The organism is Tolypothrix sp. PCC 7712 (assembly GCF_025860405.1).
Taxonomy (GTDB): Bacteria; Cyanobacteriota; Cyanobacteriia; order Cyanobacteriales; family Nostocaceae; genus Aulosira; species Aulosira diplosiphon.
The window spans coordinates 3,970,056-3,991,475 of sequence record NZ_CP063785.1 but is presented as its reverse complement, the minus strand read 5'-3'; the positions used below and the strand labels follow the sequence as shown (position 1 = coordinate 3,991,475).

Annotated in this window: 20 protein-coding genes; 11 read left to right on the top strand and 9 right to left on the bottom strand. The window is 40.4% G+C overall.

Features of this window, described 5'->3' with window-relative positions; translation table 11 throughout:
* Positions 1 to 42: 42 nt before the first annotated feature.
* Together HGR01_RS16615 and trxA are read right to left on the bottom strand one after the other, a co-directional pair.
* The gene (locus HGR01_RS16615) at positions 43 to 1,338 is read right to left on the bottom strand and encodes an MFS transporter (protein ID WP_045870902.1); all 1,296 of its coding nucleotides are present in this window, start codon (positions 1,336 to 1,338) and stop codon (positions 43 to 45) included.
* A gap of 259 nt (positions 1,339 to 1,597) precedes the next feature.
* The gene (gene trxA / locus HGR01_RS16610) at positions 1,598 to 1,924 is read right to left on the bottom strand and encodes a thioredoxin (protein ID WP_045870901.1); all 327 of its coding nucleotides are present in this window, start codon (positions 1,922 to 1,924) and stop codon (positions 1,598 to 1,600) included.
* Between the two features lie 83 nt (positions 1,925 to 2,007).
* Here trxA and HGR01_RS16605 point away from each other — a divergent pair, with 83 nt between their 5' ends.
* Complete coding sequence (locus HGR01_RS16605) at positions 2,008 to 2,361, top strand: ArsR/SmtB family transcription factor (protein ID WP_045870900.1); 354 nt, start codon at positions 2,008 to 2,010, stop codon at positions 2,359 to 2,361.
* 122 nt (positions 2,362 to 2,483) lie between these two features.
* Here the strand turns inward: HGR01_RS16605 and HGR01_RS16600 are convergent, their stop codons facing one another.
* Positions 2,484 to 3,284 (bottom strand): creatininase family protein, encoded by an 801-nt coding sequence (locus tag HGR01_RS16600; RefSeq protein ID WP_045870899.1) that lies wholly within the window; start codon positions 3,282 to 3,284, stop codon positions 2,484 to 2,486.
* Between the two features lie 258 nt (positions 3,285 to 3,542).
* On the opposite strand from HGR01_RS16600, the gene HGR01_RS16595 reads away from it, so the two are divergent.
* On the top strand, positions 3,543 to 3,824 hold the full coding sequence (locus HGR01_RS16595) for a hypothetical protein (protein WP_045870898.1): 282 nt from the start codon (positions 3,543 to 3,545) through the stop codon (positions 3,822 to 3,824).
* Positions 3,824 to 4,210, top strand: coding sequence for a type II toxin-antitoxin system VapC family toxin (locus HGR01_RS16590; RefSeq protein ID WP_045870897.1), 387 nt, complete (start codon positions 3,824 to 3,826; stop codon positions 4,208 to 4,210). Before HGR01_RS16595 ends, HGR01_RS16590 begins: the two co-directional genes overlap by 1 nt.
* Positions 4,211 to 4,403: 193 nt before the next feature.
* On the opposite strand, the gene HGR01_RS16585 is transcribed toward HGR01_RS16590, so the two are convergent.
* Together HGR01_RS16585 and HGR01_RS16580 are read right to left on the bottom strand one after the other, a co-directional pair.
* Positions 4,404 to 6,407: a hypothetical protein gene (locus HGR01_RS16585; RefSeq protein ID WP_052335213.1), complete on the bottom strand. Its 2,004-nt coding sequence runs from the start codon at positions 6,405 to 6,407 to the stop codon at positions 4,404 to 4,406.
* A 224-nt stretch (positions 6,408 to 6,631) separates the two neighbouring features.
* On the bottom strand, positions 6,632 to 7,063 hold the full coding sequence (locus tag HGR01_RS16580; protein WP_045870896.1) for a hypothetical protein: 432 nt from the start codon (positions 7,061 to 7,063) through the stop codon (positions 6,632 to 6,634).
* A gap of 595 nt (positions 7,064 to 7,658) precedes the next feature.
* On the opposite strand from HGR01_RS16580, the gene HGR01_RS16575 reads away from it, so the two are divergent.
* A complete protein-coding gene (locus HGR01_RS16575; RefSeq protein WP_045870895.1) occupies positions 7,659 to 8,366 on the top strand; it encodes an ROK family protein in 708 nt (235 codons plus the stop codon).
* Here HGR01_RS16575 and HGR01_RS16570 read toward each other — a convergent pair.
* Positions 8,337 to 8,480, bottom strand: a complete 144-nt coding sequence (locus tag HGR01_RS16570) for a hypothetical protein (protein WP_155539283.1) — start codon at positions 8,478 to 8,480, stop codon at positions 8,337 to 8,339. The genes HGR01_RS16575 and HGR01_RS16570 overlap by 30 nt on opposite strands.
* Before the next feature lie 120 nt (positions 8,481 to 8,600).
* Between HGR01_RS16570 and HGR01_RS16565 the strand changes: the two genes are divergently transcribed.
* Positions 8,601 to 9,614 carry an SDR family oxidoreductase gene (locus HGR01_RS16565; protein WP_045870894.1) on the top strand — a complete coding sequence of 338 codons (1,014 nt, stop codon included), beginning with the start codon at positions 8,601 to 8,603 and terminating at the stop codon, positions 9,612 to 9,614.
* A 167-nt stretch (positions 9,615 to 9,781) separates the two neighbouring features.
* Here the strand turns inward: HGR01_RS16565 and HGR01_RS16560 are convergent, their stop codons facing one another.
* The gene (locus tag HGR01_RS16560; RefSeq protein ID WP_045870988.1) at positions 9,782 to 12,412 is read right to left on the bottom strand and encodes a trans-splicing intein-formed DNA polymerase III subunit alpha N-terminal partner DnaE-N; all 2,631 of its coding nucleotides are present in this window, start codon (positions 12,410 to 12,412) and stop codon (positions 9,782 to 9,784) included.
* A 171-nt stretch (positions 12,413 to 12,583) separates the two neighbouring features.
* On the opposite strand from HGR01_RS16560, the gene HGR01_RS16555 reads away from it, so the two are divergent.
* Positions 12,584 to 13,876 (top strand): dicarboxylate/amino acid:cation symporter, encoded by a 1,293-nt coding sequence (locus HGR01_RS16555; protein ID WP_045870893.1) that lies wholly within the window; start codon positions 12,584 to 12,586, stop codon positions 13,874 to 13,876.
* A 978-nt stretch (positions 13,877 to 14,854) separates the two neighbouring features.
* Here HGR01_RS16555 and HGR01_RS16545 read toward each other — a convergent pair.
* Positions 14,855 to 14,977 carry a hypothetical protein gene (locus HGR01_RS16545; protein WP_255325225.1) on the bottom strand — a complete coding sequence of 41 codons (123 nt, stop codon included), beginning with the start codon at positions 14,975 to 14,977 and terminating at the stop codon, positions 14,855 to 14,857.
* A 133-nt stretch (positions 14,978 to 15,110) separates the two neighbouring features.
* Here HGR01_RS16545 and HGR01_RS16540 point away from each other — a divergent pair, with 133 nt between their 5' ends.
* The 3 genes from HGR01_RS16540 (at position 15,111) to HGR01_RS16530 (ending at position 18,225) form a co-directional block, all read left to right on the top strand.
* Positions 15,111 to 17,369 carry a caspase family protein gene (locus tag HGR01_RS16540; protein ID WP_045870892.1) on the top strand — a complete coding sequence of 753 codons (2,259 nt, stop codon included), beginning with the start codon at positions 15,111 to 15,113 and terminating at the stop codon, positions 17,367 to 17,369.
* A gap of 251 nt (positions 17,370 to 17,620) precedes the next feature.
* Positions 17,621 to 17,926, top strand: a complete 306-nt coding sequence (gene clpS, locus HGR01_RS16535; protein WP_045870891.1) for an ATP-dependent Clp protease adapter ClpS — start codon at positions 17,621 to 17,623, stop codon at positions 17,924 to 17,926.
* Between the two features lie 5 nt (positions 17,927 to 17,931).
* On the top strand, positions 17,932 to 18,225 hold the full coding sequence (locus HGR01_RS16530; RefSeq protein ID WP_045870890.1) for a DUF2103 domain-containing protein: 294 nt from the start codon (positions 17,932 to 17,934) through the stop codon (positions 18,223 to 18,225).
* 55 nt (positions 18,226 to 18,280) lie between these two features.
* On the opposite strand, the gene HGR01_RS16525 is transcribed toward HGR01_RS16530, so the two are convergent.
* Complete coding sequence (locus HGR01_RS16525; RefSeq protein ID WP_045870889.1) at positions 18,281 to 18,601, bottom strand: hypothetical protein; 321 nt, start codon at positions 18,599 to 18,601, stop codon at positions 18,281 to 18,283.
* A gap of 802 nt (positions 18,602 to 19,403) precedes the next feature.
* Between HGR01_RS16525 and HGR01_RS16520 the strand changes: the two genes are divergently transcribed.
* Together HGR01_RS16520 and HGR01_RS16515 are read left to right on the top strand one after the other, a co-directional pair.
* Positions 19,404 to 20,072 (top strand): glycosyltransferase family 2 protein, encoded by a 669-nt coding sequence (locus HGR01_RS16520; protein ID WP_228045626.1) that lies wholly within the window; start codon positions 19,404 to 19,406, stop codon positions 20,070 to 20,072.
* 16 nt (positions 20,073 to 20,088) lie between these two features.
* Positions 20,089 to 21,420: an ABC transporter substrate-binding protein gene (locus tag HGR01_RS16515; RefSeq protein ID WP_045870888.1), complete on the top strand. Its 1,332-nt coding sequence runs from the start codon at positions 20,089 to 20,091 to the stop codon at positions 21,418 to 21,420.

Genomic DNA, 21,420 nt, shown 5'->3' with positions numbered 1-21,420 from the left:
GCGTTGCTGAATGTAACTAGAAGTTCAGCCTTGAGCGTGAACCTAATTTATATTTTCCATCAGCAACACTGAATTATTTTTAGTAGGATGTTGTCCAATTCGCAGTACTAGAACTGCGGCTATTAAACAGAGAACCCCTGACAAAATAAAAGCGTGAAAATAGCTCCCTAATAAAGTTCTGAGCATTCCAGCACCAAAGGCGGCTGTAGCTGCACCGAGTTGATGTCCCGCTACAATCCAACCGAACATCACACCGACATTCTCTTTGCCAAAGATATTGCTGACAAGACGCACAGTTGGGGGAACAGTAGCAATCCAATCGAGTCCGTAGAAGACTGCAAATACTGACAGTCCGTAGAATGAAAAGTTAAAACTAAATGGCAGGAAAATTAGAGATAGACCACGTAAACCGTAGTACCAGCAAAGTAAGTAGCGATTATTATATTTATCAGACCACCAACCGGAGATAGTTGTCCCGCAAAAGTCAAAAATCCCCATAATCGCCAGTAGTCCCGCAGCTTTAACTTCAGGGATACCATGATCAATACAAGCTGGTATTAAATGGGTGCCAATGAGTCCATTGGTGCTAGCACCACAGATAAAAAAACTACCAAATAACAGCCAAAAGTCGAGTGATTTTGCACCTTGCCAGAGTTTGCGGAGAGTGGAAGCAATAGAATTAACTTTTGGTGGTAGGACTTCCTCTGTATTGCTGCGATCGCCAAAAGGCCGCAAACCAATTTCCGCCGGGCGATCGCGCATGAATAAGGCGATCGCAGGTGTAATTACAAGCGCAATCCCAGCTAGGCTAACAGATGCAGCTCGCCACCCAAAACGCTCTATTAAAGAGGCTAAAATTGGTAAAAATATTAGTTGTCCGGTGGCTGTGCTGGCTGTGAGAACTCCCAAAACCAAACCCCGCCGTTCCGAAAACCAGCGATTGACAACAACAGCACCCAAGACTAATGCGATCGCACCGCTACCACTACCAACAATAATTCCCCACAGCAAAACTAATTGCCAAGAAGTTGACATGAAAGTGGTTAAGCCAACACCAATTGCGATCGCAGTTAGTGCCAATACCATTGTCCGGCGAACCCCTATACGCTCCATGAATGTGGCAGCAAAAGGGCCAATCAGTCCATAGAGTACTAAGTTGAGGGAAATTGCCAAAGATATAGTAGCTCTACTCCAGCCAAATTCCTGCTCCAAAGGTACGATCAAAACTCCTGGTGCAGAACGAATTCCTGCGGCTACTAACAAAGCTAAAAATGTTAAACCCGCAACAAACCAGCCATAGTGCACCGAACGACGCGCTAAGTATGAGATTAAAGACATGGTGATTGGGGAACTCGGGGCCCCCTCTGGGGATAAGGGGTAATGGGGATTGGGGAACTCGGGGCCCCCTCTGGGGATAAGGGGTAATGGGGATTGGGGACTGGTGGGGACTGGTGATTGGGGACTGGTGATTGGGGACTAGGCGACAAGGAGAAATTACTATTACCTATTACCCATGCCCAATGCCCAATGCCCAATGCCCCATACCCTACAGTTAGCCTTTATGGGTATATAAACAGCTCACCCTAGGCAGTTAACTTTAGGAAATATGCTGTGATAGAGTCTTGGTTAAAGTGGTTTTAGGCACGGCACCCACGACCGTATCGACTTGTCGGCCTGCCTTGAATACCATGAGTGTAGGTATACTACGAATTCCGTAATGGCTGGCAACGGTGGGATTTTGATCTGTGTTCAGTTTCACCACTTTCACCTGTCCGTCGTATTCGGTAGCTAACTCGTCTACAACGGGAGCAACCATTCTGCAAGGCCCGCACCAAGGTGCCCAAAAGTCAACTAATACCGGAACTTGGCTTTCTAGGACTTCTTGCTTAAAGGTAGCTTCCGTGACATTCGTAATGGATGACATAAAATTGTCCTCCTGTATTTAATTCTATTGTTCGATATTATCGAATAAGTAAAATATATGTCATTTTATGAGATAGTGCAACAATGAGATTTTTGTATCATCCAGATCGAAAAGATATTTCGTTAGCGGGAGTGTTATATGCCTTGGGCGATCCAGTGCGGCTAGAGATTGTGCGCTTGTTAGCAACGCAGGGACAGCAATGCTGTGCGGGGTTTGATTTTGCGATCGCCAAATCGACAATGTCAAATCACTTCAAAATTTTACGGGAGTCGGGAGTTGTATTAACTCATAAAGAAGGAACCCAGCACATCAACAGGTTGCGGCGTGAGGATTTAGAAGCGTTGTTTCCGGGATTGCTAGATGCAGTATTGCGATCGGCGCAACCATTAAATATTTGCGCCTCAGCTAATAAACAAACAGCCTCAAAAGTCTCCTAGGAAGTCAAAAGTCAAAAGTCAAAAGTCAAAAGTCAAAAGTCAAAAGTCAATTGTGATTTTCTCTTAGTCCCCTTGTCCCCTAATCCCCAGTCCCCAGTCCCCAGTCCCCAGTCGCCAATCCCTTAACTCTGGGGTGGACGAAAGTGATAAATTTCGCGAATAACTTGCACCCAACCATCAGAAACAGATTCGAGAATGCGATCGCCTTTTTCTTTAGTTGCTGTTGTCGCATCACCAATCACACCACTTTTACTGATATCTTTCGTTACCCAAGCCACAGGTAGCTTCCCTTCCCAACTGAGCAAACTATCTTTTGGCTGTGCTGGTGGATACTCAGCAACGGCTTTGTCTAGCTTCACCTGTTCTGGTAAAAGTGCCAACATCAGGCTAGTTTCAGCATCTCCGGCGTGCATACCTTGCGCGGCTTCCTTCGGAGTCAGTAATTCTTTAGTAATATGAGGCACACGCCAAGTAAATAACGGAAATACAGCCAAGTCTCCATACTTCACGTGTAAATCCCGCGCAGCCATTTGCATCACCTGCGGCTGTCCCCCGTGGGAGTTCATCAACACTAATTTTCTAAACCCAGCACGGTAAATACTGTCGCCTAATTCCATAATTGTAGCTGTCAGGGTTTCCGTACTCAGGGTAATTGTCCCCGGAAAGTGCCAGTGTTCATTAGATTTACCGTAATAAAGACTAGGTAAAGCATAAGCAGGAATACTAGAGTCAAGCTTTGTTAGCGCCTTTCCCAGCACCCCCATACCAATCGCCGCATCGACAATTAACGGTAGATGAGGGCCATGTTGTTCAATAGCCCCTACTGGTTGAATAATTACCACATTTTCCTTATCTGACATCGCCTCAATGTCAGTCCAACTGAGGTAGGGAAAAAACCGTTCTGGGGGAATAAAACTATGCATTTTACTACTATCGCGTCAATTTTATATTAACGGGAATGGGTATTTAGGGTTTGGCATTTGGTGTTTGTTATTTCTCCCGTGCTTCCTCATCTTCCTTCATTCATGAGATGTTAAGGTAATTGCACATTTATCAAGGTGTTCGCGAAAAGTGCCTAAAACCAGAGGAGAAGGTGGTTTTCGCAAAGCTTTGACCAAATATTGATTGATGGCAGATTTCGTTAGCTATAATGCTTGTAATTTAGTAGGACATAAGCAAGAATGTCAGCAAAAACTTTTGATATTGCTTATTTATCTGATAATTTGGCTGATTTATTATCAGATATCCAAAATCATGTTGAAGTTACGCTAACTCATCAAGGTGTCCCTTTGGCAAAAGTTTTGCCTTTATCTTCAGAAGAAAAACCTACGGTTGCTAAGGTTGGTTTAAATGATGCCTTAGAGCCAAGGGTTGCAGGTTTTTGGCAGGGTAAAGTTAAGATTGCTGATGATTTTGATGAGACTTCAGAAGAGGTGATTGCTACTTTCTATGGGGATGAGTAATGAGTTTTCTGTTAGATACTCATATTTTGTTATGGTTTTTAGAAAATGATTCTAAGCTTTCCAATCAGGTACGAGAGGTAATTACTAATCCTAAGAATTTAATTTTTGTCAGTGCAATTAGTGCTTGGGAGATTTCGATTAAACAATCTTTAGGAAAGTTAATTGTTCCTAGTAATTTGGAGGAGGCTTTGCGCTTTAGTCGGTTTGAAGTTTTGTCTATGACATTAGTACATGGAATCAAGGTAGCTGATTTGCCAATGCATCATAGAGATCCTTTTGATAGGATGTTAATTGCTCAGGCTTTGGTAGAAGGTTTAACGATAATAACAGTAGACCAAAAGTTTAAATTTTATGATGTGCCATTATATAATGGCGATTTTGGGTAGTTCAGATGATGATTTATTGCAGATTCGACCAATAATGACTTTAGTTCATAAGGCTGCACCAATTTTATTTAGGGTTTGAATTTATTTCCTATGAATTTTTACAAATTTTTTCAATGTTAATTTTATATTAACGGTATTTCATGAGCAGATAGTATTTCTAATTCTGCAATAAGCCGGGGTTATATCTCCACTATTACAAATTACTTCTTAATAAGATGAAAAATGTATTATTACTATCGCTGAGTTGATTGCCGTCAGCATCTTTGCCAAAGATAAATTCATTATTAGTCCAGGAGAGACTGAGAATAGAAAATTTATTGTTATCACCTATTCTTAAGAGCGCGCTAGCTCCATAAACAGAACGAGTATAATTTTCGTTAATAGGTGTGTAGTAGGCAGAAAATTGAAAGTTTTGGTTCAATGTAACTGTTAAATCTGTTGTCAAACTAGTTTGCGAAGAATTGGGTAGTATATTACCAAAATTATTTGTTAACCCTAGAGAAATATTACCTATATTAGCTCTAGCACTAACAACCAATGAATTCTTAATTGAATTAATGACAATATTACCAACTGGTGTTTCGCCATCTAAGGCATAATTCATAGATGCAGATAGTAGCAGATTAGTACGAGAATTTAAGTTAATACTTTTGCTAATGCTACCTTGTACTTGACTATAATATTCATTATCAGGATTAGCGTAGGCGATCGCACCAGCAGAAAAAGTCCATCCATCCAATGTGTTCCTGGTAAAATCTGTGCCGATATAAGCTTTTAGATCATCAGCACCAATAATTCCAACATAGTAACGCCAAATATTTTCATTCCCTGTAATATTACCGCTAAAGCTAATATGGGGATAATATATTTTTTCTTCTGTTAATGTATTAACACTAAGATAATCAACATCTTGATTATAGATAGTTAAATATATTTGAGCATAATAATCTTTTAAAGTGGCTGTAGAAAAACTTTGGTCATTAACTAATGATAAAAGGCTGACATTAGAACCTGCGCCGCCTTCTGAACCTGCTGCACTAACTACTCTACGAGGAGCCAAAATTTCATAACGAGACTTACTATAGCTAGTATATTTAGATATTGGTGAAGAGCCAATCCAGATACTATTAAAAGTAGAAGCTGGTGTTTGCTCTCGAGGTTTTGGTGTTCTAGCTCTACCAATACCTGCATGATAAAAAGTAAAGCTGTTTGTTGGTATCCATACATTATTGGCGGCAAAAAATAGATTTTTATTAATGTTTTGATTAGCAGGACTGGAACTAGCAGATAAGCTAGGATTCGCATCTGGTAAAAATATGCTTGCTAACTGTGCGCCTGTATTTAATAATCTATTGTCATCATCAGCCATTACTGTTAAACCGCGAACTGTCCGACCAATCACAGCTTCTTGAGCATTGGCTTTAACAACTTGATTGACTGTAGAATAAATTCCTACAGGCGTATTTTCATAATTTTCAATTCTTTTAATAGTTACCTTATCCGATTGGAGATTACCAAATGTATAACCAGAATTAGGAAAAAATACATTCACACCGACTTCTTGACCATTAAATCCTTGTTGAAACCCTGGTTGTTGAATTGCTGCTAGTGATTCTGGTGTAACTACATCTGCTAATTGAGAAGGTAGAAAAACTGCTGTTGGTAGTAAAGTGTCTGGATCTATTGCATTGCGATTTGTGACCAGTCCAGGGGTGAATGTACATTGATTATCTGGATTACTACCAGGAAAAACACAAGTTCCAGTCAAGCTTAATTGAATTTCTGTACCTAATAAAGTTCTTGGTTCTGTAAAAGTAACTGTAACATCTTTTTTGGTGTTTACAGTTTGTAGTTGTATATAGCTACCTGTTTGCCTTAGGGTAAAAATATTTTTTTTGCTTAAGCTTTGTTCTATTTGACTATTTATATTGAAGATAGCGTTAACATCAAATACAGTATTTTGATTAGCGCTAAAGCTATTACTAAAAATAATATCTGCGTTAGTTAAATGGTTGATACTTCTGCCATTAAATGGCATTGTGGTTAAAAAAGTATTAATTTTATTGTTAGGTATTATCCGAGGAGGCTTAATATATTCTGAATCTTTTTGTAGGGAATCAGAAGATGGTGGTATATTCTGTGCAATAGCCGAATTATTTACTAAATTATTGGCTTGGCTTTCCTCTAGCTTCTTCAAATTGCAAGATAGATGATGATGAGATTCTAAATCTGCAACTTTAGTAAATTCTGGTTCTGCAATAATTCTGGGTGAACAACTTTGAATAGCAGTTGATTTAGGATCTAAATCTTTAACTTGGGTAAACTCTGGTTCACCTATAATGCTGGGAGTATCAAATTGAGCGTTAGTTATTTTATTATCTGAATTTTTTATCTCAGTAATTGGAGATGAATTAGTTATGGCTATTGACCAATTGTCACAAGATTGGGATTGCCTCGGTTCAATTCCGATTGATGTGTTAACTGGTTTTTTTGCGCTGTACCAAGCTTTCTGTCTACACCAGCTTCGATTTTACTGACGACTCCGCTAATATTAATATCCTCAAGAGCATCACTATTCTGAATTGTGACAGTTATCTTTCCAGCGCTGCCAACCGCAGTTGCTGTATTGCTTTGAAATCCTCCAATAGAAACGTTTGTAGCTGTTGCAGCAGCATTATTTTTACCTACAGCTGCTGTTTCAGCAGCACCTGTAAGTTTGCCATTACTGCTGTCAACTGAGAAAGCGGCAGAACCAGCAGCGCCACCTTCACCTGCGAATGCATGAGAAGAAACGCCGAAAACGCCAGCAGAAGCTGCAAATAGAGCAACAGCAATCTTTGTATTGAAAGTCATTGATTTGTTCCTTATAAATTAAGTTACTAAGTCGCTTCAGTGAGTCAAGTGAATTTACTTAAGTGACTCTTGTGTAAGATTATCAAACGAGAGTGTAATTTGTCTCGTAATTTTTCTGACTTTACAGTAATTTTACTGGCAGCTTATAAATTCTTTTTATTCGGTAACTAACAATACAAAGTTAATAGCCATTATCAAGTATATACACTAGATTAGATACAAATTATAGTTATTTCTCTATCCTATCTACCTGAATTTCCAGCCATCTAAACAAATTCCATCTGGAATAGCTTCAGCCTTTGTCAATGCAAATGACCAATGACTAATGACAAAGAACAACCTTGATGAGTGTTGATCAATGACTAAGCTATTCTGCTTTTAAGTTGCACAATCCATCGTAAGGGCTGTTGACGGTTGGCAGTCAACGGTTAACCGTCAACAGTTAACAGCCCTGATTAGTAGTTATGCAATTTAGACGCGCATTAGCTTATGTGTTTTAGCCTAGCTTGTTAAGACTCTCAAAACTTCTGGGTATGACCAAGATAGAGCAGCGCATAATAGCCAAAGAATACACTCTAGCTAGGAGAAAACTGCAATGGTTGATGATAACGGCTCAATTCGCACTCTATCAGTTGATATTGGTGGTAGCGGTGTGAAGACAATGGTACTGGATATTACAGGACATCCTTTAACAGAGAGAGCACGTTTAGAGACACCGCAACCTGCGAAACCGGACACTGTAATTAATGCGATTGTCGTTTTAGCCGCCTCTCAAGGTGAATATCATCGGGTTTCTGTGGGCTTTCCGGGTGTAGTGCGCTATGGAGTGACGGAAACAGCAGTAAATTTAGATCGCGATTGGATTGGGTTTGATTTACAAACAGCCTTGTCACAACAGTTACATAAGCCTGTCAGGGTAATTAATGACGCAGATATGCAAGGGCTAGGGGCGATCGCAGGTAAAGGCTTAGAATTGGTAATTACCTTGGGTACAGGCTTTGGTTCGGCGTTATTTATCGATGGCAAACTCGTACCAAATATGGAAATGGGACATCATCAGTTCCGTAAAGGCGAGACTTACGAAGAACAGCTTGGGCGGGCGGCGTTAGAAAACATTGGTGAGAAAAAATGGAATCGGCGTTTAGAAAAGGCGATCGCATCTTTGCAACATCTGTTTAATTATGATTGCCTCTACATCGGCGGCGGTGAAGCTGTGAAAGTAAATCTCCAGCTACCCTTAAATGTCAAACTCATCCCTAATATCACCGGTTTATTAGGTGGAATAGCTTTGTGGCGAAATTAATTTGTCATTTGTCATTTGGTAATGGGTAATTGGTAATTGGTAATTGGTGTTTGTCATTAATTCTTTCTCCCCTTGTTCCCTACCCCGTTGCTTTTCCCAGTCCCCAGTCCCCAATCCCCAATCCCCAGTCCCCAGTCCCCAGTCCCCAATCCCCCACCTAAGCCTACCGAGGGATGAAGCAATTACAAAACACACCTATTGATTAAAAGGAAGGTAAGTTAACAATAATTAACTATGCAATTAAAGCCAATTAGTCAACAGGTGGTAGCAATCGTTGGTGCTTCTAGTGGGATTGGGCGTGATACAGCGCTAAAGTTTGCCCAACGTGGTGCAAAGGTAGTAGTTGCTGCGCGTAGTGAACCAGGGCTAAAGTCCCTGGTGGAAGAAATTCAGAGTTTGGGTGGTGTGGCCAAGTATGTAGTTGCTGATGTTAGCGATTTTGAGCAGGTAAAGGCGATCGCAGATCAAACTGTAGCAGAATATGGACAGCTTGATACTTGGGTTCACGCGGCTGCTACTGGTGTGATTGCTCCTTTTGAGAAAATTACACCAGAGGAATTCGCCAGAGTTGTCGATGTTACTTTGATGGGACAGGTATATGGTGCAATGGCGGCGCTACCTCATCTCAAACAAACGGGACGTGGGGCGTTAATTCATATTTCTTCAATGGAAGGTAGGCGCAGTCTCCCACTACAAAGCCCTTACTCTACAGCCAAACATGGTTTAGAAGGCTTCCTAGATGCTTTACGGGTGGAATTACAACACGAAAAATGGCCTATTAGCGTTACCTCTATCCTGCCTGCAACAATCAATACACCTTTTTATAATAAAGTTGCCACTAAACTAGGGGTGAAGCCGACAGGAGTACCGCCATATTATCAACCTAGTTTGGTTGCTGATGCAATTCTGTATGCGGCGGAACATCCTACCCGTGATTTTGTAGTTGGGGATGCGGGTAAGATATTAGATTTTCTGCAACGGATTTCCCCACCTTTAGCTGATTCTCTGTTATTAGCGATCGCTTTTCAAGGACAGCGTACCAACGAACCAAAATCTGAAGATGCGCCAAATAATGTTTTTGAGCCAATTGCAGGCTATGACAAAGTTGAAGGCGACTTTAGGAACTTATCTATACCCAGTTTCTTGGAAAGTTTGGATATGAATCCGCCACTAAAATGGGGTGCGTTAGCATTTGCAGCCTTGGGTATAGCCGCACTTGTAGGTTTGTGGGGTAGGAACGATATTTAAGCAAACTTGGGAATTAATTGGCCAAATAGCTGATGCAAATTCACCATCAACAACAGCAATAAAGAATTATCCCAAATTGAAAAAAGAATGCGACAGATTGTAGGGGCAAGGCAATGCCTTGCCCTCTAGAATATATTGATGGGTCGCCAACATTATTTGATTTAGTATTACTCCGGTAAATGGGGAACTTGCAACAAATCTAATCCTCGTTCAAAAATTTCATCAATGGGTAACATTTGACCATCAGTAGTCATAAATTTATGGTCTTTTGTTGCTCGAATAATCGAACCATCTTCTAAAGCATATTCAAAAACTTCTTGTTGACCACGATGATGCCACTGCGCTATCGGTTGAGTATAAACATTACCGTTAATATCAACACTATAAACGCTACATTCTAAGCGTTTTTCGACAATTTCGCCAATAGGAATTAAGCCATATTCTACAGTCAAAACTTCTGTATCATAGCTTAAGCAATATTCGGCGAACTTCAACATATCCTCAAATAATTTCTCAGCTACTTGCTTTTTCACCCCGTTTTTAGTAGCACCATCAATAAACTTTTCTTGCTGTTTTTGCATCTCCGAAACTTTCTTTTTACCCATAGCGCGCCGCAGCAAGTCGGCTTGTCCTAAGGAATATCCAGCCATATCTTGAGCAATTTTCATAATTTGCTCTTGATAGACCATAATGCCATAGGTTTCATTTAATATTGGTTCTAAAATCACACTTTCATAATCAATTGCTTCCCGTCCGTGTTTACGGTTAATAAACTTAGGAATCAGTCCCGCATCTAATGGGCCTGGTCGGTACAATGCCAAAATCGAAGAAATATCCTCAATATTAGAAGGCTTTAAATCTCTGACTATCTGTTTCATCCCGGAGGATTCTAACTGAAATACTCCTTCTAATTCTCCTGCTTCTAATAATTCATAAGCTTTCTGTACATCTTTAGGTAGAGTACTATGCTCACCTTTAGCTAATATTTTTTGAGCTTTTCTTTCTTGACCTGTAATTTCATCTGGATCGACACGATAACCTTTAGTTTCTTCAATTAAATCTAAAGTTTTTTGAATTAGAGTTAAGTTCCGCAAACCCAAAAAGTCCATCTTTAACAAACCCATTGATTCCAGGTCTTCCATGAAATACTGGGTAATTACAGAACCGTCGTTATTTCTTTGTAGCGGCACAATTTCATCAAGGGGATCGGCAGAAATTACCACACCTGCGGCGTGAACACCAAAGGTTTTGTTAGTACCTTCAATTCGCATCGCCATGTCAATCCAATGGCGAACGTGCTCATCATTATCGTATCTGGCTTTAAATTCTGGTTCTGGGGTGTCATCAGAAATCATCACTTTTAACTTAGTTGGTTTCCCCCGCACCACAGGAATTAATTTTGCCATTTTATCTGCTTCCCCGTAGGGAATATTTAATACCCTGGCTACATCCTTTAATACAGCTTTGGAAGTTAAACGGTTAAAGGTAATAATTTGAGCAACTTTATCAGCGCCATATTTCTCTGTGACATATTCAATAACTTTATCTCTTTGTTCAATGCAGAAATCCGTATCAATATCAGGCATGGATTTCCGTTCGGGATTCAAGAAACGCTCAAATAGTAGCCCATGATGTACCGGGTCAATGTTAGTAATTCGCATGGCATAGGCGACTAATGAACCTGCAGCCGAACCACGTCCAGGCCCCACAGGAATATTATTATCTCTCGCAAATTTGATATAATCCCAAACAACTAAAAAGTATTTGGAAAATCCCATTTGTTGAATCATTTTGAGTTCGTATTCCAACCTTTCTTTGTAGGTTGAATCGACTTCGTTGCGGGATTTACGATTTAATCTTTCTAAAAGTCCACTCCATGCAACTTCTTCAGCATAAGTATCAGCAGTATGACCAGAAGGAATCGGTGGAGTGGGAATTTGCGGCTCACCCATAATCTGGTATGGCTCAACTTTATCTGCTACTTCTTCAGTAGTCGCCACAGCTTCCGCAATCACATCATCTGGTAAATGATCGCGAAATAGGAGATGCATTTCTTCGGCAGATTTGAGATATTCTGTGCCGCTATAACGCATCCGATTTTCTTCAATTATCAGCTTCCCTGTTTGAATACATAGCAAAGCGTCGTGTGCTTCTACGTCATAACAAGAAATGAAATGCGAATCATTAGTAGCAACAAATTTAATACCTAATTCCTTGGCAATTTTAATAATTTCTACATTAACAATTCTGTCTTCCTGGGAACCGTGGTCTTGAATTTCTAAATAATAGTCATCACCAAATACATCTTTATACCATTGAGCAACTTTACGGGCTGCATCTGGTCTACCACTCATAATTGCTTGGGGAACTTCTCCCCCCAAACAAGCACTAGTAACAATCAAACCTTCATGATATTCTTTTAATAATTCTTTGTTGATGCAAGGGCGAGAGAAAATGCCTTTTCCTTGTACACCTTTGAGGTGAGAAATAGTAGTTAATTTGACTAAATTTTTGTAACCTTTAGTATTTTTAGCTAAGACAACTTGATGATAACGGGGGCGGCGTTCTTGCTTTTCAATATCGCCATTAATGATATACATTTCGTTGCCAAGAATGGGCTTAATATTCTTGCTACGACAGATTTTGATCAATTCCACCGCGCCATACATCACACCATGATCGGTAAGCGCGATCGCTTTCATCCCCAGGGCGATCGCGCGATCAACCAACTCCGGCAGCTGACTGGCACCATCAAGCAAGCTATAGTCACTGTGAATATGCAAAGGAACAAAGGACATATCAGTCTCCAACCACAAGCCAACAATATCTCTCAGGAAAGAAAAAATACCCCCTGGAGTAGGATTCACTTAAGAAAGCAATGGGATCTTAGATTAACGCGTTTGCAGAATTTTCACTTCCGCAAGTGATGTTTAAATAGTTACAGCAGTAGAGTTACCCTAAATTAAGCAATGACTGAACCAGAGAGTATTACTTCTCTAGAGACCAAAACCCGTCCTTGGTGGCTGCGTATCCCTCTGACATTGCAGATTGTCGTCGCCCTAGCGCTGGCTGTCAGCTTAGGAATTGCCCTAGGTGCGGGGAATCCCAGCCCAAGTAATGCTACTTTGATTACTAACTTAGCAATTCCTGCAGAATTGGTGCTGAAGGCTTTACGCGCCCTAGCTACACCCCTCATTTTGGTAGCAGTGCTGCATACCTTCATGACTACAAATATCCCCGGAACAGCCGGTAGACGGCTAGCAGTACTATTGTTAACTAATACTACCGCAGCGATTTTAATCGGGCTGTTGGTAGCTAATGTTTTGCACCCTGGGAGTTGGGGAAATTTAACAGCCCCCACCGATACACAAGCACCTACAGCAAGTCTCGATCCTTGGGGTTTATTTAAAGATGCCGTCCCTGATGCTATCCTCAAGCCACTAGTCGATAATAACGTTATCCAACTCATTGTGATTGCCCTTTCTTTTGGAATTGTGCTGCGGGCATTAAAATCAGAACAAATCGTTGAAGGTAAAACAGCATACCAACCAATTGAAGATGTCATCGGCATTTTATTTGAAGCGGTAATCCGCATTCTCAACTGGGTAATAGCTTTAATTCCCTTGGCCGTGTTTGGAATTGTGGCTAAAACTGTCGCCGAAAAAGGTTTTGCGCCCTTCCAATCTTTAGCGGCGTTTATCGTCGCCGTACTAGTCGCCTTGTTTTTACAAGCTTGCTACTATCTCACTAGGGTACAAATCGGCTCTTGGGTTAACCCGATCGCATTTCTCAAGGGTGGTTCTGATGCATTTTTGACAGCTTTTTCCACCTCTTCCTCAACGGTGACAATGCCTATTACCTTTGAAGTGTTGCAAACTAAAATCGGTTTAAGAGAATCTTCTGCTTCTTTAGGCGCATTAGTAGGCGCAAACTTTAATAATGACGGTACCGCCCTCTATGAAGCGATGTCTGCATTATATATTTCCCAAATATTGGGTCAACATTTAGGTTTAGGACAGCAGTTAATAGTCGTCTTAACATCTATTTTTGCATCCGTCGGCGCTGCGGGTATTCCTAATGCCGGACTCGTAACGATGACCTTAGTATTTACTTCCGTTGGCTTACCGACCCAGTATATAGCTTTGTTAGTTACAGTCGATTGGTTTTTGGATCGCTGCCGTACAGCCCTCAATGTCATGGGCGATATGACTGTCAGTGCTTTACTAGACGGCAAAAAGCCTCGCTACTTAGACGAGGCTTAAGTAGGGCAGTGCATTTAAAGATAACTAGTTAGGGCTGTCATTTGTCATTTGTCATTTGTCATTGGTAAAGGTTTCAAGCCTATTACGTTTCGTAACATAGTTGGGTTAATTTACACCAACTTACTTAGTTTCAACTTGAGTGCTGAGTGCTGAGTTTTTCTACCTTATCCTCTTTCTTTGCAATTCCTAATTCCTAGTACCCAGTCACCAGTCACCAGTCCCCAGTCCCTTTTAATGCTGTTGCGGGCCCTTAGCATCACACTCTTTATTCCAGCATCTTTCTAGAAGCTGGATTCGCCAGATAGCGGCGAAGATATAAGGATTCCATATTAATTTAGTGTGATTACAAAATAAGGGCTGATTGAGATAATGCCAAAGTGGAAATTTAATCTTGTTAAACTTGGGAGCCATAGGAGGAGTTACTATACAAGCGTGCTAGCAGTATAGTTAAAGATTAAACAATCTGCACGTGATCGTCCTGGTGACAATTGCGGAAAATCACCAGTTTTTATGGCAAAAGTTATGTTAATGGCTTTTAAGGAAAAAATTGCTTGAAAAAGCTGATTTTGGCGGCAATTATCTCCTAAGGCTTCACTACAAGATTACTGATAGTTATTCCACGGTAAATAACAACACCTGAGCAAACATCTTTCTAGGGATAGATTTCGGCGTTTTGCTTCTTCTCCAAATCTTTTATATTTACTGGAGAATCTGTTACATTCTTTTTTTTTATTAACATTCTTTTAAAGATTAGATTTTATAAACACGTAATAATACTTAGGGCATGGGGCATGGGGCATTGGGCATGGGGTAATTGGTAATTGGTAATTGGTAATTGGTAATTGGTAATTGGTAATTGCTGTTTCTCCCTCATCTCCCTCATTTCCTAATCCCCAGTCCCCAGTCCCCCAATACAGTTCGGTTAAGGGGGAAAGGGAAAAGGGGAAAAGGATTGAATTGACCCTTACCCTTTTCCCATTACCCTTTTCCCAAATCACGAGAGAGATGCAAAATACTTATCCGAACCGTATTGCCCAGTCCCCAGTCCCTAATCCCCAGTCCCCAATCCCCAGTCCCTAATCCCCAGTCCCTAATCCCCATTACCCCTTATCCCCAGAGGGGGCCCCGAGTTCCCCAGTCCCCTCATCTCCCTTTTATGGCACTACTGGGATAAATTACTGTGATTTTTGAGTCTTATTGCTAAGAAATCACAATTTCATGAGAGGAGTGAATAATGGCTGATATGAAACGCCGACACTTTTTGCAATTTGCTGGGTCTGCTTTAGCAACGTTGGGTTTAAGCCAGTGGGATATTATGGAGCAAGGCTTACGCTATCACCAAGTCTTAGCCCAAAGTACAAAGCGTAAGTTAGCCCTACTTGTGGGAATTAATGAGTATAAGGGTATACCGGAACTCTATGGTTGTGTGAATGATGTACAGTTGCAACGCGAATTATTAATTCACCGTTTTGGCTTTAATCCTCAAGATATTTTAACTTTGACCGACCAACAAGCCACCCGTAAAGGCATACTGACAGCATTTGAAGAACATTTAATTAAGCAAGCCAAGCCTGGGGATGTGGTGGTATTCCATTTTTCGGGACATGGTTCGCGGGTACGCGATCGCGATCGCGACACGGAAGATGGACTCAACAGTACTTTGGTTCCGATTGATGGTAATTTACCACCAGGCTATCCTCAGCAAGGGGGCCAGGTGCAGCATATTATGGGGCATACATTGTTTTTACTAATGTCTGCATTGAAAACAGAAAATGTGACTGTGGTATTAGATAGTTGTCATGCGGGTGGTGCAAAGCGGGGGAATTTTCGGGTGCGTTCCATCGATGGTGGTGAAAAACTCCTACCGAGTACGGCGGAATTGGAATATCAGCGTCAATGGTTAGGAAAACTGGGACTGTCACCACAAAAGTTTATTGAACTGAGGAGAAAAGCTGTTGCTAAAGGCGTAGTCATCGCCAGCGCTAAACGCGATCAATATGCGGCTGATGCTTCTTTTGATGATTTTAACGCTGGGGCTTTTACTTATTTATTTACTCAGTACCTTTGGCAACAACCAGGGGATGAAGCAATTAATCGCGCGATCGCTAATATTAGCCGTAGTACAACTATCTTTGCTAGACAATCAGGCAATTTTCAAGAACCAGAATTAGAATCAAACTTTAGTCAAGAAAATACTCGCGCACCTATTTACTTTACGCGCACGCCCACAGTCTCCGCTGAGGCGGTAGTCACTCAAGTCAATGGTGAGCAAGTAAAATTGTGGTTGGGTGGGCTAGATTCCGAAAGCCTGGAAGCATTTAAACAAGATGCGATTTTTACAGTATTGGATAGTAAAGGTGGCGATCGCGGACTCATTCAGTTGCAGTCTCGTCAAGGGTTAACAGGACAAGGTAAACTCCTCAAAGCTACCCAAAAAAAGCAACCACTCCAACCAGGCGCACTCTTACAAGAACGAATTCGCAGCATTCCCAATGATTTAACTTTAAAAATTGGGCTAGATGACTCTTTAGGAAATAACACTCAACAAGCTAAACAAGCTTTACAAGCGATTCCCCGCATTGAAGCCAAGGCTTTGGGAAGACAAGAGGTGCAATATATTTTTGGTCGCATGACTGAAGCCAAATCTCAGGAATTACAAAAAAGTCGCCTTCCGAATTTACCTGCGGTGGGTAGTTTTGGTTTGTTTTTACCAGGACTTACACAAATTATTGCTAGTTCTTTTGGTACGAGTAACGAAACGGTGAGTGCGGCTGTCACTCGCTTACAACCTAAACTCAAGTCCCTACTAGCAGCGCGGATTGTCAAGCAAATGCTGGGCAATACTAATTCATCGCGAATTAATGTAACTGCGACGATGAATGTTGTCGGTAGTCAAGAAATATTAGGCGAAACCTTCCCCATTCGTGGAATTCAAAAAGTAGATTTGGGGACATCCAGCAAAACTGCTAACTCAGGTTTGCAAAAGTTACCCCTGGGTACAAAAATTGCTTTTCAAATTCAAAATAACGAATCGCAACCACTATATATAAGTATTTTGGTAATTGATGCCCAAGGTGAAATGGCGATTATCTTTCCTAATAATTGGTCAGCTGCGGAAGATGCAGCTTTGGTAGAAGCTAAACAAAAGTTAGTTATTCCTTCTGCTGGCGATACCTTCAAACTGGTGATTGGCGAACCTTTAGGAGTATCGGAAGCTTTAATTGTTGCTAGCACTACACCACTGCGAAATTCTCTCAAAGCCTTAAAAGAAATTGCCAAATCTCGCGGAGTCGAAAATACGCGTGCGCCGATAGCTGTGACTAATGAATTATTAGATGTGACAAATAGTTTACTAAATGACCTAGATGCTGGTACTCGGGGCGCGATTAATGTTGAAGGGATTCAACTTCCTAACGGTGTGCGGGGAATTGATACTAAGAAATTAGCAGCAATGGCGATCGCATTTGAAGTGGTTGGTACAGCAAACAGCTGATCTCGCTGCGCTTTCGTTGTACTATTTAAGACAAGGGGAAGTTTAAACTCTTACCCCTTGCAAGCCATGATTTTCAGCTTGTTACCTGTTATCTATTCACTTTCTATCAATATGTAACTAACGAACACATCTATAAAATTTTGTCAATAAAATTACTAATATTTCTGAATCCAAAGTTGCACTCTTGACTTTGGAGGATGAACTAAACTAGTTATTTGTAGTCTTGTACAAATTAGTTGATTAACTGTTTTATGGTGACTAGACTTTCAACAACACCAACTATAGCTCCTGAACGGTCTAATCAAGTTACCCGCAAGCATTATCCAAATTACAAAGTAATCGTTTTGAACGATGATTTTAATACATTTCAGCACGTGGCGGAGTGTTTGATGAAATATATTCCGGGAATGAGCAGCGATCAAGCGTGGGACTTGACCAACCAAATCCATTTTGAGGGTCAAGCGATCGTTTGGGTAGGGCCGCAAGAACCAGCGGAACTCTATCACCAGCAACTACGACGGGCGGGTTTAACAATGGCTCCTCTAGAGGCAGCTTAACTAGAATGGGCAAACCCAATGATGGTAGACTCGTCTGGAATCACTCAACCCACATAGATGGCCTCATCCCCATATTAGAACGTCTGTGTCAGCAGCCAGGAATTCAAACTGTTACCCCAGGCGTAATTGGGCGAGTTAGAGGTCATGCTCCTAAATTACAACTGCGTATATCCGTACCCATCCGTGGGGGTTATAAAGTTATTGCCCGTCAAGGAAAAACTGTACAGGAGGTATTTATCTTGACGACTTTAGATCAAGATAGCCTCTTAGAAGCGATCGCGATCGCCATGAAAATTTAACGATTACAGTAGTCAATAGTCCATAGTTAACCGACTATGCACTGTTGGCTCTCAACTATTCTTCTACTTGATGTACTGCAAATCTGTGGAGTGGCAAACTGAGGATACAAGAAAATGTTAAAAAATATGACAAAGCTGTAGTAATTTTTAAAGTCATCAGCATGGGTTCCCAGCTAGGTACCATGACTTTTTCAACGCCAAAAGCAATACAGTAAACTAACCAGTACGAGAAGCTCATTCTGAGAAGAATCTGCTCTGTTTCTTCCATTTCATCCTTTTGCTGTTTGCCATCCCCAAGTAAAAATAGACCCACAATACAAGCAACAAAGGACACAGCAACTACAAACTCATGACAAAATATATTTACCGAATGCATTTGTCTTGAACCCAATCTTTCCAATTGAGATTCAGTCTAAAGGAATAGTCCTTGGGGTTGCACAAAATAGTTACAAACTGCAATACAACACTTTGGATTACAGAAGCTAGTAGATGATGGCGGAAGTATAGCTAGGATTCTCAATTTGCAAAAAGCTCATAGCATATAACTTTTAGTTTCAAACTTTAGCCTTGATACTTCTCCGGCAAAGACGCTACGCTTCCTGGTAAGCGTACAGCCTGCTTGTACTAGAGTATTTTGCACTGGTATGAGATTATTGAGCAATATACAAAGTACAAAAGATTTTATATAGGATTCATATTTGATTTCTGAACTAGACGTAGGGGAGCCAGTGCGTTGCGGAGGTTCCCTCCGTTATAGCAACTGGCGTTGTGTTGTCGCGTAGCGCAACGCACCAAAGCTGAGAATACGGTGCGTTATCACGAAGTGTAACGCACCCTACATATACTTAGATTTTTCAATAATCAAATCGGATTCCTATATGTAGATATAGATAGCTTCTCATCTAGTCAGATTGCTTAAGGCAGAAAACATACTTCTCTTTAATGCTCAAAGTTGTTTGAAACTGACAGGGAATAATTTCATCGGTGAAGTTACAATGACTGGCTAAAATAAATCTACCCAAGTTCATTAAATATGCTTCATTTGAGCCAAAAAACAGGTACACTAAGCATGGTTATTTTTATGGCTCAACCGGATTATCTTGTTGCTAATTGTATAGTTGCTATACAATTAGACTAAATAATAACTAACTACTTCTCTTAATTTGGAAAATCTATTTATGAATATCAATAGTGTAATGTTTGCACCAATTCCGGAAATATCAATAGTTTTATGTACCTACAACAGAGCCAAATATTTAAATAAATGCATTGATAGTATTATCAATCAAACTTTTCAAGATTGGGAATTGATTGTAGTTGATGACGGTAGTGAGGACAACACTTTTGAGATTGTCAATATCTATGTCCAAAAATTCAATAATATCCGTTATTTTAAACATAAAAATAGAAAACCTGGTTATGCTAGAAATGCTGGTATTCAAGCATCATTTGGTAAATATATAACCTTTATTGATAGTGACGACGCATACCAACCAAATCATTTAGAGTCACGACTCGAATATATGAAAGCTCATCCCGATCTTGACTTAATAGAAGGTGGATTTGCAACAGAAGAAGATATTTGGGTAGTAGATTATTTTAATCAAGACCAGACTATTAATCTTAAAGAATGCGTAGTAGGGCCAACATTTTTTGGCAAAAGAAATGTATTTTTTGAACTGAAAGGATTTAATGATATTCCTTATGTAGAAGATACAGAGTTTTGGTGTAGAGCCGAAAAAGTATTCAAAACTGAAAAACTTACTGAACCACAGACCTATCTTTATACAAGAGGAGAAACTAGTGTGACTAAGAGTTTTTTAGAGACAATTTCCTCATCTAGCTAACTATTTGGTATGAAAGATGAAAGTTTTGATATCTCAAATTCTTAGTTATTTTTGTCGATTACATGTGTTTGTACGGCAGCTTCTACTTCTAGGGAGCATACTCAGTTTATGTCTAGTATTGTTATATGGTTGCCATAATTCAGTACAAAAAGCCAACGATGTTATTCATTTAACATTGTGGCAAGGTATTAACCCCCCTGTAAATCGGGAAGTATTTCAAAAACTAGTAAATAAATTTAATAAGACTCATAGTGATATACAAGTAGAATCTATTTTTGCCGGTGAACTAGACCAACAATTACCCAAGATACTTACAGCAGTTATTGGTAATTCATCTCCAGATATCTTGACATTCTATCCCCAAATGACAGGTCAGTTTGTCGAACTAAAAGCAGTCAAATCTTTAGAAGATTGGTTAGACAAATTACCGCTCAAGTCGGAAGTAATTCCCAATGCGCTGAATGAATTAAAATTGGACGGTCACTTGTGGTCAGTTCCTCTTTACACCAGTAATATCGGCATTTTTTACCGCCCTAAGCTGTTCCAGACTGCGGGAATTACCCAAACTCCCAAAACTTGGCAAGAATTACGACAAGTAGCCAAAAAACTAACTATAGATCGTAATGGTGACAACCGACCAGAACAATACGGAATGTTACTACCTTTAGGAAAAGGAGAATGGACAGTTTTTAGTTGGTTTCCCTTTCTATTGAGTGCTGGCGGCGAAATATTAACAAATAATCAACCTAATTTAACTAACTCTGGGGCGATCGCGGCCTTACAATTTTGGCAAGACCTCTTAAAAGATGGTTCAGCAACTCTTTCTCCTCCAGAACGGGGTTATGAAGAGGATGCTTTTATTGCAGGGCGTGTGGCGATGCAAATTACAGGCCCCTGGACTTATATTACAAAGTCTGATGTTGATTATGCAGTATTTCCCATACCTGCAAATACAAGCCAAGCTACAGTAATAGGTGGTGGAAACCTGTATGTGATGAAGACAACACCAGAAAGAGAAAAAGCTGCACTCAAGTTTTTAGAGTATGTTTTAAGCGAAGAATTTCAAACAGAATGGAGTATAGGTACAGGTTTTTTACCTGTGAATATTAAATCCGCCGAAAGTGCTGCTTATCAGCAATACCTGCAACAAAAGCCTTGGTTAAAAGTATTTATGGATCAAATGCCTGTAGCTAATGCTAGACCAACTATTGCTGGCTATAGTCGTCTTTCTGATAGTCTAGGTAGAGCAATTGAGTCTACGCTAATGGGTAAATCTAATGCGGAACAAGCGTTAAAAACAGCTCAAGAACGGTTAGAACTAATTTGGGATAATAACAAAGATAGATAG

What these genes read in the sequence shown, in the direction of transcription:
- HGR01_RS16565 (WP_045870894.1), top strand. Translation starts at nt 8,601, where the DNA reads ATGCAATTAAAGCCAATTAGTCAACAGGTGGTAGCAATCGTTGGTGCT.
- HGR01_RS16520 (WP_228045626.1), top strand. Translation starts at nt 19,404, where the DNA reads ATGAATATCAATAGTGTAATGTTTGCACCAATTCCGGAAATATCAATA.
- HGR01_RS16600 (WP_045870899.1), bottom strand. Translation starts at nt 3,284, where the DNA reads ATGCATAGTTTTATTCCCCCAGAACGGTTTTTTCCCTACCTCAGTTGG.
- HGR01_RS16515 (WP_045870888.1), top strand. Translation starts at nt 20,089, where the DNA reads ATGAAAGTTTTGATATCTCAAATTCTTAGTTATTTTTGTCGATTACAT.
- trxA (WP_045870901.1), bottom strand. Translation starts at nt 1,924, where the DNA reads ATGTCATCCATTACGAATGTCACGGAAGCTACCTTTAAGCAAGAAGTC.
- HGR01_RS16540 (WP_045870892.1), top strand. Translation starts at nt 15,111, where the DNA reads ATGGCTGATATGAAACGCCGACACTTTTTGCAATTTGCTGGGTCTGCT.
- HGR01_RS16555 (WP_045870893.1), top strand. Translation starts at nt 12,584, where the DNA reads ATGACTGAACCAGAGAGTATTACTTCTCTAGAGACCAAAACCCGTCCT.
- HGR01_RS16575 (WP_045870895.1), top strand. Translation starts at nt 7,659, where the DNA reads ATGGTTGATGATAACGGCTCAATTCGCACTCTATCAGTTGATATTGGT.
- HGR01_RS16560 (WP_045870988.1), bottom strand. Translation starts at nt 12,412, where the DNA reads ATGTCCTTTGTTCCTTTGCATATTCACAGTGACTATAGCTTGCTTGAT.
- HGR01_RS16525 (WP_045870889.1), bottom strand. Translation starts at nt 18,601, where the DNA reads ATGCATTCGGTAAATATATTTTGTCATGAGTTTGTAGTTGCTGTGTCC.
- HGR01_RS16605 (WP_045870900.1), top strand. Translation starts at nt 2,008, where the DNA reads ATGAGATTTTTGTATCATCCAGATCGAAAAGATATTTCGTTAGCGGGA.
- HGR01_RS16530 (WP_045870890.1), top strand. Translation starts at nt 17,932, where the DNA reads ATGGGCAAACCCAATGATGGTAGACTCGTCTGGAATCACTCAACCCAC.
- clpS (WP_045870891.1), top strand. Translation starts at nt 17,621, where the DNA reads ATGGTGACTAGACTTTCAACAACACCAACTATAGCTCCTGAACGGTCT.
- HGR01_RS16580 (WP_045870896.1), bottom strand. Translation starts at nt 7,063, where the DNA reads ATGACTTTCAATACAAAGATTGCTGTTGCTCTATTTGCAGCTTCTGCT.
- HGR01_RS16595 (WP_045870898.1), top strand. Translation starts at nt 3,543, where the DNA reads ATGTCAGCAAAAACTTTTGATATTGCTTATTTATCTGATAATTTGGCT.
- HGR01_RS16615 (WP_045870902.1), bottom strand. Translation starts at nt 1,338, where the DNA reads ATGTCTTTAATCTCATACTTAGCGCGTCGTTCGGTGCACTATGGCTGG.
- HGR01_RS16545 (WP_255325225.1), bottom strand. Translation starts at nt 14,977, where the DNA reads ATGGGGATTAGGGACTGGGGATTAGGGACTGGGGATTGGGGACTGGGG.
- HGR01_RS16590 (WP_045870897.1), top strand. Translation starts at nt 3,824, where the DNA reads ATGAGTTTTCTGTTAGATACTCATATTTTGTTATGGTTTTTAGAAAAT.